Annotated in this window: 11 protein-coding genes; 8 read left to right on the forward strand and 3 right to left on the reverse strand. The window is 72.0% G+C overall.

Going from position 1 to position 13,205, the window contains the following annotated elements; all coding sequences use genetic code 11:
* Positions 1-15 precede the first annotated feature (15 nt).
* The 7 genes from V1260_RS11870 (at position 16) to V1260_RS11900 (ending at position 7,707) form a co-directional block, all read left to right on the forward strand.
* Positions 16-942 (forward strand): Na+-dependent transporter, encoded by a 927-nt coding sequence (locus tag V1260_RS11870; RefSeq protein WP_329747025.1) that lies wholly within the window; start codon positions 16-18, stop codon positions 940-942.
* Positions 943-973: 31 nt separating this feature from the next.
* A complete protein-coding gene (locus V1260_RS11875) occupies positions 974-2,791 on the forward strand; it encodes an ABC transporter ATP-binding protein (RefSeq protein ID WP_329747026.1) in 1,818 nt (605 codons plus the stop codon).
* 95 nt (positions 2,792-2,886) lie between these two features.
* Positions 2,887-4,071, forward strand: a complete 1,185-nt coding sequence (locus V1260_RS11880) for an SPFH domain-containing protein (RefSeq protein ID WP_329747027.1) — start codon at positions 2,887-2,889, stop codon at positions 4,069-4,071.
* Positions 4,068-5,261, forward strand: coding sequence for a TFIIB-type zinc ribbon-containing protein (locus V1260_RS11885; RefSeq protein WP_329747028.1), 1,194 nt, complete (start codon positions 4,068-4,070; stop codon positions 5,259-5,261). Before V1260_RS11880 ends, V1260_RS11885 begins: the two co-directional genes overlap by 4 nt.
* Positions 5,262-5,271: 10 nt before the next feature.
* On the forward strand, positions 5,272-5,568 hold the full coding sequence (locus V1260_RS11890; protein WP_329747029.1) for a hypothetical protein: 297 nt from the start codon (positions 5,272-5,274) through the stop codon (positions 5,566-5,568).
* Positions 5,569-5,629: 61 nt separating this feature from the next.
* The gene (locus tag V1260_RS11895) at positions 5,630-6,847 is read left to right on the forward strand and encodes an endonuclease/exonuclease/phosphatase family protein (protein WP_329747030.1); all 1,218 of its coding nucleotides are present in this window, start codon (positions 5,630-5,632) and stop codon (positions 6,845-6,847) included.
* 17 nt (positions 6,848-6,864) lie between these two features.
* On the forward strand, positions 6,865-7,707 hold the full coding sequence (locus V1260_RS11900; RefSeq protein ID WP_329747031.1) for a sulfurtransferase: 843 nt from the start codon (positions 6,865-6,867) through the stop codon (positions 7,705-7,707).
* Here the strand turns inward: V1260_RS11900 and V1260_RS11905 are convergent.
* Positions 7,682-9,469: an alpha/beta hydrolase gene (locus tag V1260_RS11905; RefSeq protein ID WP_329747032.1), complete on the reverse strand. Its 1,788-nt coding sequence runs from the start codon at positions 9,467-9,469 to the stop codon at positions 7,682-7,684. The two genes, V1260_RS11900 and V1260_RS11905, sit on opposite strands and share 26 nt — an antisense overlap.
* Positions 9,470-9,519: 50 nt before the next feature.
* Between V1260_RS11905 and V1260_RS11910 the strand changes: the two genes are divergently transcribed.
* Positions 9,520-10,461: an NAD(P)-dependent oxidoreductase gene (locus V1260_RS11910; protein ID WP_329747033.1), complete on the forward strand. Its 942-nt coding sequence runs from the start codon at positions 9,520-9,522 to the stop codon at positions 10,459-10,461.
* Positions 10,462-10,473: 12 nt separating this feature from the next.
* On the opposite strand, the gene V1260_RS11915 is transcribed toward V1260_RS11910, so the two are convergent.
* The gene (locus V1260_RS11915) at positions 10,474-12,243 is read right to left on the reverse strand and encodes a BCCT family transporter (RefSeq protein ID WP_329747034.1); all 1,770 of its coding nucleotides are present in this window, start codon (positions 12,241-12,243) and stop codon (positions 10,474-10,476) included.
* A gap of 191 nt (positions 12,244-12,434) precedes the next feature.
* Complete coding sequence (gene mtnN, locus V1260_RS11920; protein ID WP_329747035.1) at positions 12,435-13,154, reverse strand: 5'-methylthioadenosine/S-adenosylhomocysteine nucleosidase; 720 nt, start codon at positions 13,152-13,154, stop codon at positions 12,435-12,437.
* Between the last annotated feature and the right edge of the window lie 51 nt (positions 13,155-13,205).

A 13,205-nucleotide genomic window follows, 5' to 3' on the forward strand; every position in this document is an offset into this window, starting at 1 on the left:
GCGTAGGCTTCTGCGGTGCACACCCTCGAATCGGTCCTGGTGGCGCTGATCCACATCAGCGTGCCGATCTTCGCGATCGCCTCGATGCTGTCGATGGGCCTGCGCACCCCGATCCACGCCTTCGCCGCCCAGCTGCGGGACCGCCGCACGGTGCTCGCCGTGCTCGGGGCGAACTTCGTCGTGGTCCCCGCCGTCGGCACCCTGATCCTGATCCTGGTCAGCCCGCTCCTGCCGGAGAAGGCGGGGGAGGGGTTCATCATCGCGCTGTGTGCCGCGGGCGCCCCCTTCGTGCTGCAGCTCGGGGCGATGGCGAAGATCCCCTACGGGGAGACCGCCGGGCCGATGGCGGTGCTGCTGCTCGGCTCGATCGTGTTCATGCCGCTCGTGGTGCCGGTGCTGCTGCAGGACGTGCAGGTCGACGGCTGGGCGGTGGCCCGCCTCCTGCTCGGCACGATGCTCGCCCCGATGGTCGCCGGGATCGTGATCGCCGCGGTCTTCCCCTCCCGGGCGGACCTGTTCGCCCGCATCGCCGGGAGCGTCGCGGCGGTCTCGGCGGTGCTCATGTTCCTCTCCGGCTTCGGGTCGAACAGCTCGCTGCTGCTGGACCTGCTGCTGTCCCCGGCGATCCTGGTCGCCGTGGGCCTGGTGACCCTCGCCTTCATCGCCGGCCGCTTCGCGGGGGACCTCGCCGGGGAGACCCTCACCGTGCCCGACGGGCCCGCGATCCTCACCAGCCAGCGGAACATCGCCGCGGCGCTGCTGGTGGCCCGCACCGGGGCCAACGACGGCTCGATCGTGGTCCCCATCCTGCTCGTGAGCGCCGTCGGCTTCGTGCTGCTGGTGCCCTATGCCCTGATCACCGGGGCCGCGCGCCGCCGCCGCGCGGGGGAGCGGGTCACCGTCGGGGTGCTCCTGGGGATCGTCGGCCCCAAGGCGGACTGACGCGGCCCACGAGCCCCTAGGCTTGCTGTCCGTGTCCTCCCTGCTGCGCATCGTGCGCTTCACCCGCTCCCTCGCGCCCCTGTACACCGCGGTCATCATCTGCTCGGTGCTGACCTCCCTCGCGGCGCTCGCCGTCCCCTTCCTCATCGGCCGGGCGACCGACACGGTGGCGGGCGCCGTCTCCGACGCGACCGGGACCGGCGCGGCGGTGCGCACCGTGCTGCTGCTGGCCGCGGCGGTGCTGGTCGCCGAGCTGCTGAACACCGTCGTCTCCAACATCGGCGGCTGGTACGGCGACGTGCTCAGCAACCGGATGCGCACGATCCTCTCGACCCGCTACTACGAGAAGCTGCTGCACCTCCCGCAGGGATGGTTCGACGGCGAGATCACCGGCACGATCGTCGCCCGGCTGAACCGCTCGATCGCCGAGATCTCGCAGTTCACCAAGACCATGTCCAACTCCTTCGCCGCGATGCTGATCACGACCGCGGCGGTGCTGGGCATCAGCGCCTACTACGCCTGGCCGCTCGCGCTGCTGCTGCTGATCGTCTTCCCGATCTACGTCTGGCTGACCTCCCTCACCTCGGTGAAGTGGCAGCGGCTCGAGGGCGAGAAAAACGAGCAGGTGGACATCGCCTCCGGGCGCTTCGCCGAGGTGATCGGCCAGATCCGCGTGGTGAAGTCCTTCGTGCGCGAGCGCGGGGAGCTCGCCGACTTCTCCCGCCGCTTCGGCGCGACCGACGGCCTCACCCGCGCCCAGTCCACGCACTGGCACACCATGGACGTGCTGCGTCGGGCGGTGCTGAACCTGGTGTTCTTCGCGATCTACGCGATCATCTTCGTGCGCACCGTGCAGGGGCAGTTCACGCTCGGCGAGATGGTGCTCCTGGTGCAGCTGATGAGCATGGCCAAGGCCCCGGTGGAATCGATGAGCTGGGTGATCGACTCCTCGCAGCGGGCGATCGCCGGCAGCCGCGACTACTTCCGGGTGATGGCCACGCCGGTCGACCCGCGCACCGCCGCGATGCTCGCCGCAGGCGAGGACGGCGCCCCGGCGCAGGACCTCGTCGAGCCGGTGCCGGGAGCGCCGGTGGTCGCCTTCCGCGAGGTGTCCTTCGCCTACGAGGACGGCGAAGACGTTCTCCACGGGATCGACGTCGAGATCGCCCGCGGCGAGAAGGTCGCCCTGGTGGGCGAGTCCGGCGGCGGCAAGTCCACGATCGTGAACCTGCTGCTGGGCCTCTACGAGCCGCGCGAGGGCAGCGTCGAGGTGGTGGGGCGCTCGAGCACCGAGCTGCCGCTGGACCAGCTGCGCTCGCGGATCGGCGTGGTCTTCCAGGACGCCTCCCTGTTCTCCGGGACGATCCGCGAGAACATCGCCTACGGACGACCCGGCGCGAGCGACGAGGAGGTCGTCGACGCCGCCCGGCGCGCGAACGCCGACGCCTTCATCTCCCGCTTCGAGCACGGCTACGACACGGTCATCGGGGAGCGCGGCCTCAAGCTGTCCGGCGGGCAGCGCCAGCGGGTCGCGGTCGCCCGCGCGATCCTCAAGGACGCCCCCGTGCTGGTCCTCGACGAGGCCACCTCCGCTCTCGACACCCGCGCCGAGCGGCAGGTGCAGAAGGGCCTCGACGAGCTGATGGAGGGGCGGACCTCGCTGATCATCGCCCACCGGCTCTCCACCATCGCCACGGTGGACCGGATCATCACCCTCGAGGACGGCCGGATCGACGAGATCGGCACCCCCGCTGAGCTCGCCGCCTCCGGCGGGATCTACGCGCAGCTGCTGGAGCTGCAGAGCTCCGGCGACAAGCGCTCGCTCGCCCGCTTCGACATCAGCGGCTGATCAGCGGGCCCGGTTGACCGGGCGCCCAGCGATCGCCCGGGGAGGGGCGGTAGCATGGCGCCGATCACACGCTCGGGGGCTTCGAAGGAGCTGACATGGGATTCATCCAGGCATTCAAGGGCGCTGTCGGCGGCATGCTCGCCGATCAGTGGAAGGACTTCCTCACCGTCCCGTCGGGACTGCCGCAGACCGCGGCGCTGTTCCCGGCGGTGCCGCAGGGGACCAACTCCGGTCGCGGCTCGAACACCCGCGGCTCGGAGAACGTCATCACCAACGGGTCGAAGATCATCGTGCCGCAGGGGTACGGGCTGATCACCGTGGTCGATGGGCGGGCCACGGGCCTGGTCACCGAGGCCGGCGGCTACGAGTTCACCGACTCCTCCCCGGACTCCCGCTCCGTCTTCGCGGGCGACGGCATGCTCGCCTCGACCGTGCAGACCTCCTGGGAGCGCTTCAAGTTCGGCGGCCGCCCCTCCTCGCAGCAGCTCGCCTTCTTCGTCAACCTCAAGGAGATCCCCGACAACCGCTTCGGCACCCAGTCGGAGATCTACTGGGACGACGCCTACCTGAACTCGCAGGTCGGCGCGGTCACCCGCGGCTCGTACACGCTGCGGATCGTGGACCCGCTGCTCTTCGTGCACAACTTCGTGCCGGCCACCTTCATCTCCGCGAACGCCGGGGTGTTCGACTTCTCCGATCCGGACAACGCCGCGGGCAACCAGCTGTTCCGCGAGGTCGTCGGCTCCCTCGCCGCCGCCTTCTCGCGCTACACCAACGATCCCGACAAGGGGAACCGGATCACGAAGATCCAGGGCGACTCCGTCGGCTTCGCCCAGTCCCTCTCCGCCGCCGTCGAGGAGGGCTACCGCTGGTCCACCGACCGCGGCCTCGCGATCGTGAAGACCGCGATCGTCTCCATCGAGTACGACGCGAACACCCGCGCCCTGCTCACCGAGGTGCAGAAGGCCGACGCCCTCTCCGGCGCCCGCTCGCAGTCCTACCTCAACCAGTCCGTGGCCCGCGGTGTGCAGGCCGCCGGCGAGAACGGCGGCGGGACGGGCCTGGCCATGTTCGGCGCGGGTGCGGGTGCCGTCGGCGGCCTCGTGAACCCGGTCCAGCAGACCGGCGCCCCGCAGCAGCAGGCGGCCCCGGCCGCTCCGGCGGCCCCCGCCGCGGAGGACCCGGTCGCGAAGCTCGCCCAGTACAAGCAGATGCTGGACCAGGGCCTCATCTCCGAGGCGGACTACGAGGCGGCGAAGAAGGCCGCGCTCGGCCTGTGACCGACGACCGCATCGTCGACACCAGCTCCGGCAGGGACGACGGCCTCGACAAGTGCCCGCGGTGCGGGTCGGCCGAGATCCACTACGAGATCTCGGTCGGCTCGCTCGTGTGCGGGTACTGCCGCTTCCAGTGGAACGAGAAGGTCGCCGAGACCGCATTCGGGCTCGACTCCGCGATCGCGGAGCTGCGCGGGCACACCATGGCCTCGGGCACGGCGGACGTCCGCGAGGACCTCTCGGTCGTCACCCTGAAATGCCAGGGCTGCGGGGCGGAGGTCGTGATCAACGCGGCGGAGCAGGTGCAGTCGCGGTGCCACTGGTGCCGCCAGACCCTCTCGCTGAACACGCAGATCCCCAACGGGGCGATCCCCGATGCGGTGCTGCCCTTCGCGCTCACCCGGGAGCAGGCGATCGCACAGATCGACGCCTTCGTCGCGAACCGACGAGCCTTCGCGCACGCCCGCTTCAAGGAGCAGTACGTGCCCGACAACGTCATGGGCGTGTACATCCCGTACCTGGTGGTCGACGGGAACATGCACGCGGTGCTGCAGGGCACCGGCGAGGTCACCACGAGGCAGTACACGGTGACGGTCGGCAGCGGCGACAACAAGCGGCGCGAGACCCGCTACGACGCGGACGTCTACCGCGTCCAGCGGGCCTTCGACCTCCTGGTTGACGACCTCACGATCGAGTCGGCGCAGCGCTTCTCCGCCCAGGACAACCGCTCGGCGACCAACAACGTGCTCAACGCCGTGCAGCCCTATGACACCGAGAATGCCGTCACCTACAACGCGAACTACCTCAAGGGCTTCACCTCGGAGCGCCGCGACCTGAACGTCCGCGATCTCGACGGCCAGGTGGAGGAGAAGTTCCTCGCCATCGCCCGGGCCAAGGCCCAGCCGACCGTCCGCGGTCTCGACCGCGGCGTGCGCTGGGAGCGGGAGGGGGTGGCCGTGCACGGCACCCGCTGGGTCGCGGTGTACGTGCCGGTGTGGCTGTACTCCTATGCCGACTCCGCGCTCGACGGCAGCTCCCTCACCCACTACATCGCGGTCAACGGCCGCACCGGGACGACGATGGGCTCGGTGCCCGTCTCCCATCCGAAGATCTTCGCCGTCGCCTGCGCCTCGGGGGTCGTCGCGACCGCCGTGGCCGCCGCGCTGTCCCTGGCCTTCTTCTTCGTCAGCTGAGGAGCATCCGATGATCGAGCTCTATCCCCTGCTGCTGGCCGGCTCCGGCGACTCCTCGGCGGCCGGTTTCCTGTTCCCGCTCCTGGCGGGGCCCGCGGTGTTCGCCGCCGTGTACGGGCTGATCTACCGCTACTACCGCAACACCGACAAGCGCCACGTCTTCGAGAAGGAGACCGAGGTGCGCGTCGGGAACCTGCGCAGCAACGACCGCAAGGTCGGCGAGAACAACCGCCAGAGCAGCGCCCGCATGAACGGCGACAACACCGGGGACCACCTGCGGCGCGTGCAGCGCATCCGGGTGGAATGACGTGCTCGCGGGCCTGCGCCGGCGCTGTCGCCGATCCCCGGGAGCGTGCACAATGGAGACCATGTCGCCGAGAATCAGCCGTCGTGGAGCCCTCGTCGCCGCCGCAGCCGCCGGTCTGGGGGTGCCCGCCGCCGCGGAAGCCGCCCCGCAGCCCGCCCGGCGCGGCGGAGGCACCACCAGGGTGCGGGTGGCCACCTACAACGCGTCGCTGAACCGCGCGGAGGAGGGGCAGCTGCTCGCGGACCTGGCCACTGGCGAGGACCCCCAGATCCGCGCCGTCGCGCAGGTCATCCAGCTCAACAACCCCGACGTGCTGCTGCTCAACGAGGTCGACTTCGACGAGGACGGCCGCGCGATCGACCTGCTGCGCGAGAAGTACCTCGAGGTCAGCCAGAACGGCGCGACCCCCGTCCACTACCCCTACGCCTACACCGCCCCCGTCAACACCGGGGTGCCCTCGGGCCTGGACCTGAACCGCGACGGGACCGTCGGCGGGCCCGATGACGCCTGGGGCTTCGGCGCCTTCCCCGGCCAGTACGGGATGGTGCTGCTGTCCCGTCATCCGATCCTCACCGGGCAGATCCGCACCTTCCAGAACCTGCGCTGGGCGGCGATGCCCTCGAGCCTGCTGCCCGTCGAGTTCTACGGCGAGGAGATCGCCGAGCAGCTGCGCCTGAGCTCGAAGTCCCACTGGGACGTGCCGGTGCGGATCGGCTCGACCACCGTGCACGTGCTCGCCGCGCACCCCACCCCGCCCAGCTTCGACGGCCCCGAGAAGCGCAACCAGCGGCGCAACAACGACGAGATCCGTCTCTGGGCGGACTACCTCAGCCCCGGCCGGCGCTCCCGCTGGATCACCGACGACGCCGGCGTCGTCGGCGGCCTCGCCCCGCAGGAGGAGTTCGTGATCCTCGGGGACTACAACTCGGATCCGGCCGACGGCGACTCCTGGCCCGGCGCGATCGACCAGCTGCTCACCCACGCGCGCGTGCGCGACACCCGACCGAGCTCCGAGGGCGCGGAGGAGGCGGCCGCGCAGGGCGGGGCGAACGACTCCCACCGGAGCGATCCTCGCTTCGACACCGCCGACTTCGGCGACAGCCCCTCCCCGGGCAACCTGCGCGTGGACTACGTGCTGCCCGCCAAGACCCTCCAGGTGGTCTCCTCGGCGGTCTTCTGGCCCCGCTCCGGGCGCCCCGGCAGCGAGCTGACCGGCACCTACCCCTTCCCCACCTCCGACCATCGCCTGGTCCGCGTGGACCTCGAGGTGCGCTCCTGAGCAGTAGGCTCGCCACCATGGCTGCTGCGCTCGACCCGATCATCGACTCCGCCCGCCTCCACGAGCTGCTGGAGGGCGAGGCCCCCGTGCGTCTGCTCGACGTGCGCTGGGCCCTCGACGGCTCCACTGGGCGCGAGGCCCATCTCGCCGGGCACCTGCCGGGCGCCCACTGGGTCGACCTCGACACCGAGCTCGCCGCCCCGGCGGGCCCCGCCGTCGGCCGCCATCCGCTGCCGGAACCCGCCGACTTCGCCGCGACCCTGCGCCGCCTCGGGGTGGACGAGGACACCGTCGTCGTCGCCTACGACGACACCGACGGCGCCCCCGCGGGCCGACTGGTCTGGATGCTGCGCGCCGTGGGGCAGGAGGCCGCGCTGCTCGACGGCGGGATCGCCGCCTGGGACGGGCCGCTCGAGAGCGGCGAGACCCCGCCGCCGGCCCCCGGCAGCGTGCCCGAGCGCCCCTGGCCCGCACACCGGATCGCGACGATCGACGAGGTCGCCGCCGGGGGAGCGCTCCTGATCGACGCCCGCGCGCCCGAGCGGTACCGCGGCGAGGTCGAGCCCGTGGACCCGCGCGCCGGCCACATCCCCGGGGCCGTCAACCTCCCCTACGCCGGGAACCTCGACGCCGAGCGGCGCTTCGCCGCCCCTGAGGCGCTGCGCCAGCGCTTCCTCGCCGCGGGCGTCGACCCCGACGGGGAGACCGTCGTGTACTGCGGCTCGGGGGTCACCGCGACCCATGACCTGCTCGCCCTCGAACGGGCCGGGATCCACGGGGCGCGGCTCTTCCCCGGCTCCTGGTCGCAGTGGAGCAGCGATCCGCAGCGACCCCTCAGCCGCGGGGATGCACCCGCCTGATCGCCTCGGTGATCGCCTGGTGGCGACGGCGCTGCACCAGGGTGAGCGCCCCGCCCGCGTCCTGCCCCAGGACCGCGGCCCAGATCGGCACCATCTCCTCGTGATACGAGTGGCCGTGCCCGCCGGACGCCTTGATCGACAGCGGCATATCGGCCGCGACCTGCCAGAACGTGATCCACGGGAACCAGCGCATGGCCGGGGTGACATCGTGCCCCACCCGCTCCCGCAGCCATCGCGGCTCGTCCCACAGCAGCGCCGGCTGCCACCACACCACCGGGTCCGAAGGGTGCTGGGCGTAGACCACCCGCGGGCTCTTCCACTCGGCGTAGAGGCCGCCGTGGTAGTTGCGGTGCAGATCCGCCTCACGGGTGACCACGCGGATGTGGCGGCCGTCGTCGAGGATCGGGGCGATCGCGGGCGCACCCTCCCGGCTGCGCGAGACCAGCTCGCGCCACAGCGGGGTGAAGCTCGGGGTGCCGGTCCACACGGCGCCATCGACGCTCGCGAGCATCTCCTGCAGGTCGCGGAAGGCGGCCTGCCCGCCGAAGGAGCCGAGCGATTCCCCGGCCACGAACAGCCGCGGCCGCTGCCCCGGCGGCAGCGACTTCAGGCGCCGGCGCACCGCGTGCAGCAGCAGGTTCCCGGCGCGGCGCGGCGAGCGGCGGTCGACCAGGTAGCTCAGCGCGCTCGTGTACACCGAGTACTGCAGGGAGGCGGTCGCGCAGTTCCCGCCGGTGAGGAACTCGATCGCGGACAGCGACCACTCCTGCAGCCAGCCGGTGCCGGTGCCGGTGAACAGCACGAGCACCTCGCGCTCCCAGGCGCCGGTGCGGTCGAGCTCGGCGATCACCGCCTCGACGGTCTCCTCGAGGGAGCGCGCGGAGGACTTCCCGGCGTACACCCGGATCGGTTCCTGCGCGTCCTCGCCCGTGGCCGCGGCGATCTGCTCGGCGCTCGCCCCGGAGGAGACGATCTTGCGTCCCGGGGCGCCCAGGGACTGCCAGGTCTCGTGCGAGGCGGGGCTGCCGGAGCGCAGCGGGGAGACGGGGCGGGGGACGTCGGGCGAGATCAGGCGGTTCGCGGCCTCGGCCCGCTCGATCATCTGCTCCAGCAGCCGCCCCCGGATCAGGCGCTCCACCAGCACGCCGACCGTCACCGCCGTGAGCACGAGGGACACGCCCCCCACGAGCCGCGGCGGCAGGTACGGCCGCAGCATCGCCCGGTACAGCTGCGCCGTGGAGCGCACCGCGCGGACTGCGACCAGCGCCGCGGCGGAGAAGGCGACCCCGCCGACGGTGCCCACCGCAGCGGTCGAGAGGCCCTTCGGCTCGGCGCGCACCAGATGGCTGATCTCCCGCTGGCGCATGACGCCGCGCGCCCAGGAGTAGGCCGAGATCCCGATCAGCGCCGCGGCGCCCGCCCAGCGGGCCCGCCGCCGGTGGTCCGGGGCGATCGACATCTCCAGCCCAATGCCGGCGATCGCTCGCCGCACCACCTTCCCGGCGAGGACCCCGGCGGCATAGCCGTAGATCTGCGAGAGGCCGATGTTCGCCGACCACATCCACCAGGTGCGGGGCAGGAAGCTGGGCGAGGTCGAGATCCAGCCGGTGACCGAGGCGCCGAGGAAGCCCCCGGTGTCCAGGGGCTTGCCGATCTCGGCCCGGCGCACGCGATGACCGGCGCTCGAGGTGGTGCGGCGCACGATGCGCAGGGTCGCGCCGAGAAGGCGCCGGACGGCGGACGGAGAGTGGCCGGATCCCATGGGTCGAGCGTATCGGAGCGGGGCAGGAGCCGGTTCCGTAGCCTGGAGCCATGAAGCTCCTGCTCCCCGACACCATCGCCCTGTCCCCGCAGCTGCCCGAGGGGTGGGAGGCCGTCGTCGTCGACGCCCGCGCCGCGATCCCCGCCGAGCACCACGACGCCGCGGCCCTGGTGGTCTGGGGCGCCTCCCGCGCCCACCTCGCCTCCGCCGCCGAGCAGTTGGGGGAGCTGCGCCTGGTGCAGTCGCTCTCCGCCGGGGTCGAGGGGATACTCGCCGCCGGCTTCGCCCCGGACGTGGTGATCGCGACCGGTGCGGGCCTGCACTCGGTCACGGTGAGCGAGCACGCCCTCGCCCTCCTGCTCACCCTCGTGCGGCGCCTGCCCGAGGCGGCCGCCGCCCAGGAGCGCCACGAGTGGTCCTCCGAGCTCGGCGGCCTGCAGCCCCTCCACCCCGAGGACCGTATCACCACGCTCCTCGGCGCCCGAGTGCTCATCTGGGGCTTCGGCGAGATCGGGCAGACCCTCGCCCCGACCCTGCGCGCCCTCGGCGCGCAGGTGCGCGGGGCCGCCCGCTCGGCCGGGACCCGCGCGGGCTTCGAGGTCATCGCCGAGAGCGACGTGCTCGCGGCCCTGCCCGAGACCGACGTCCTCATCGACATCCTCCCCGCCACCGAGGCGACCCGTCACGCGGTGGACGCGGAGGTGCTCGCGGCGCTGCCCGATCACGCCCTGCTGATCAACGTGGGCCGCGGCGCGACCGTCGACCAGGTCGCCCTCCGGGAAGCGCTCGAGGCCGGCACCCTGGGAGGTGCCGGCCTCGATGTCACCGATCCCGAGCCGCTCCCGGCCGGGGACCCGCTGTGGGACGCGCCGCGCCTGCTGATCACCCCGCACGGGGCGGGCGGGCGGCCCGTCGGCGCCGAGGAGCGGATCGCCGCGAACCTCCGCGCCCTCGCCGAGGGCGCGGAGATCGCGCACGTCTCTTCCCGCTGAGCCCGCTGAGCGTCAGCCCCGCTTGGAGTCCGCGTCCAGGTGCTCCTGCACCTGCTCGCTGACCTGCTGGCTCAGCTGCGCCTGGAACTGCTGGCCGACCTCGCCCTCGAGCTGGGTGGCGACGGTCTCCTCGACCTGCGCGGTGAGGGTGTCGGAGTAGCGCTCGAGGAACTCGCGCTGACGGATGCGCAGCTCGAGCCGCTCGATCACCTTCACCTCGCGGGACAGCGAGCGCCACAGGGAGATCATCATGCCGATCATGACGATCGAGAAGGGCAGCGCCGAGAGCAGCGCGAGGGACTGCAGCGCGGTCATTCCCGAGGTGGCGTCCCCGGAGGCGGCGCCCGCCCAGATCAGGGTCGCAGCGATCACGCCGGAGGAGGCGGCCCAGAAGATGCGGGTCAGGCGCGGCGGGTTCGGATCGCCCTTGTGGGCGATCATGTCCATCACGAAGGCGCCCGAGTCGGCGCTGGTGATGAAGAAGATCGACACCAGGATCACCGCGATGCCGGAGAGTAGCGCGCCCGCGGGCAGGTGGGAGAAGGTGTCGAACAGGGCGGTGTTCGCGTCGATGTTTCCCTCGGCGTCGGTGAAATCGACCCCGCCGATGACCGACTCGTAGAGGGCGGTGCCGCCCATGATGGTGAACCACAGGAAGGTCACCGCGGTGGGCACGAGCAGCACGCCGGTGACGAACTCGCGGACCGTGCGCCCCTTGGAGATGCGCGCGATGAACACGCCCACGAAGGGCGACCAGGAGATCCACCAGCCCCAGTAGTAGGTGGTCCAGCCGTTGAGCCAGCCGGCGCCCTCCTCGCCCCGGAAGGGGAGCGTCTGGAAGGACAGCTGCAGGATGTTCTGCAGGTAGTAGCCGATGTTCGAGACCACGTCGCGCAGCAGGAAGAGGGTCGGCCCCAGGATCAGCACGGCCACCAGCAGCAGGGCGGCGAGGCCCATGTTGAGGTTCGAGAGAATCTTGATGCCCTTGTCCACGCCGCTCGCGGCGGAGAGGGTCGCGAGCGCGGTCACCACGAGCACGATCGTCACCTGCACGACCGTCGAGTTGGGCAGCACCCCGAGGTGGTCCAGGCCCGCGGCGATCTGGTTCACGCCGAAGCCGAGCGAGGTCGCGATGCCGAAGAGGGTGCCGACGATCGCGATGATGTCCACCAGGTCGCCGATCCAGGAGTCGGTGCGCTTGCCGAGGACCGGCTCGAGCGCCCAGCGGATCGAGATCGGGCGGCCCTTGCGGTGCACCGCGTAGGCGACGGCGAGACCGACCACCACGTAGATGCCCCACGCGTGCAGGCCCCAGTGGAGGAAGGTCTGGCCCAGCGCCCGCTCGGCGCGGGCCGGATCGTCCAGGCCCGCGGCGTTCGGCGGGATGCCGGGGACGTCGCCGCCGGTGTCCGCGAAGAAGGTGAGCGGCTCGGCGGCGCCCCAGAACACGAGGCCGATGCCCATGCCCGCGGCGAACAGCATCGAGAACCAGGAGAACAGCCCGTACTCCGGCTCCTCGTCGTCCTTGCCGAGCTTGATGTTGCCCATGCGGGAGACCGCGACGATGATGCCGAAGGCGACGAAGGCGGTCACGACCAGGACGAAGTACCAGCCCACCGAGCTCACGACGGTCGCGTTGAGCGTCGAGATCACGCTGTTGAACTGCGCCGGGAGGATCAGCGCGAAGAGCACCGACAGCAGGATGATCCCGCCGGCGACGAAGAACACCGGCTTCGACAGGGAATAGGAGTGCGGCGGCGACTGGGCCGTGGAGGCTGACACGATTCCTCGTTCCGAGGTGGGGGATGGGACGTGACCGCGTCGCACCTTCGGAACCCCGGATCCTGCGGTGGGGACTCCACGGGCGGACGGGCCGTGGGGCACCCTACCCGTCCCCGGAGCGGGAGAAAAGGCCTCCTACCTCGGGTGATGCGCTCCAGGTGGGCAGATCTCCGCGCTGACCTGCGCTTCGGTCAGTCCGACAATCCGGCGGCGAGAGCCTCCACGGCCGTGGCCGAGATCTCAGCGACGACGTCGATCTCGAGGTGGAACTGCTGGCCCGCCGCCGGCCCGCAGAGGTCCGACACGGCGCGCAGGGCGACGAAGGGCACCGCCAGCGCCTCCGCGGTGCGCGCGCTCGCGGTGGTCTCCATGTCCGCGCTGAGCGCCGCGGGGAAGCGCACCCGCATCGGCTCCGCGAGGGGTGCGGTCACGAAGGCATCGCCCGCGAGCATCAGCCCGCGGCGCCAGCCGCGCGCCGCGACCGCACGGGCCGCGGACTCTGCCGCGTCCACCAGGGCAGGGTCCGCCCGGTGCCGCTCGGGGCCTCCGGGCACCTGTCCCGGGGCGTAGCCGAAGGCGGTCGCGTCCGCGATCGACCAGGTGAACTCCTCCCCGACGATCAGCGTGCCCACCTCGACGTCGGCCGCGAGCCCTCCGCAGGAGCCCGCGGAGACCACGGCGCGCGGCCGGTGGGCGAGGATGCCCCAGGTCGCGGCGGCGGCCGCGGCCGCGACCCCGATGCCGGTGGTCACCACGATGGTGTCCTGCCCCGAGAGCAGACCCCGCCGGGCCGTGACGGGGGCGGCGAGCGGGGTGGTCAGCTCCTCGGCGGCGACGAGGCGCGCGTGCAGCGGCGCGGACTCCTCGGGCATGGCGGCGAGGACGAGCAAGGGTGCGGGGGCGGAGGTCATGGCCGCAGGGTACCGCCGCCCCCAGGCCCGTTCGTTAGGCTGGCGGGACCC

The organism is Brachybacterium sp. J144, from assembly GCF_036321705.1.
Lineage (GTDB): Bacteria > Actinomycetota > Actinomycetes > Actinomycetales > Dermabacteraceae > Brachybacterium.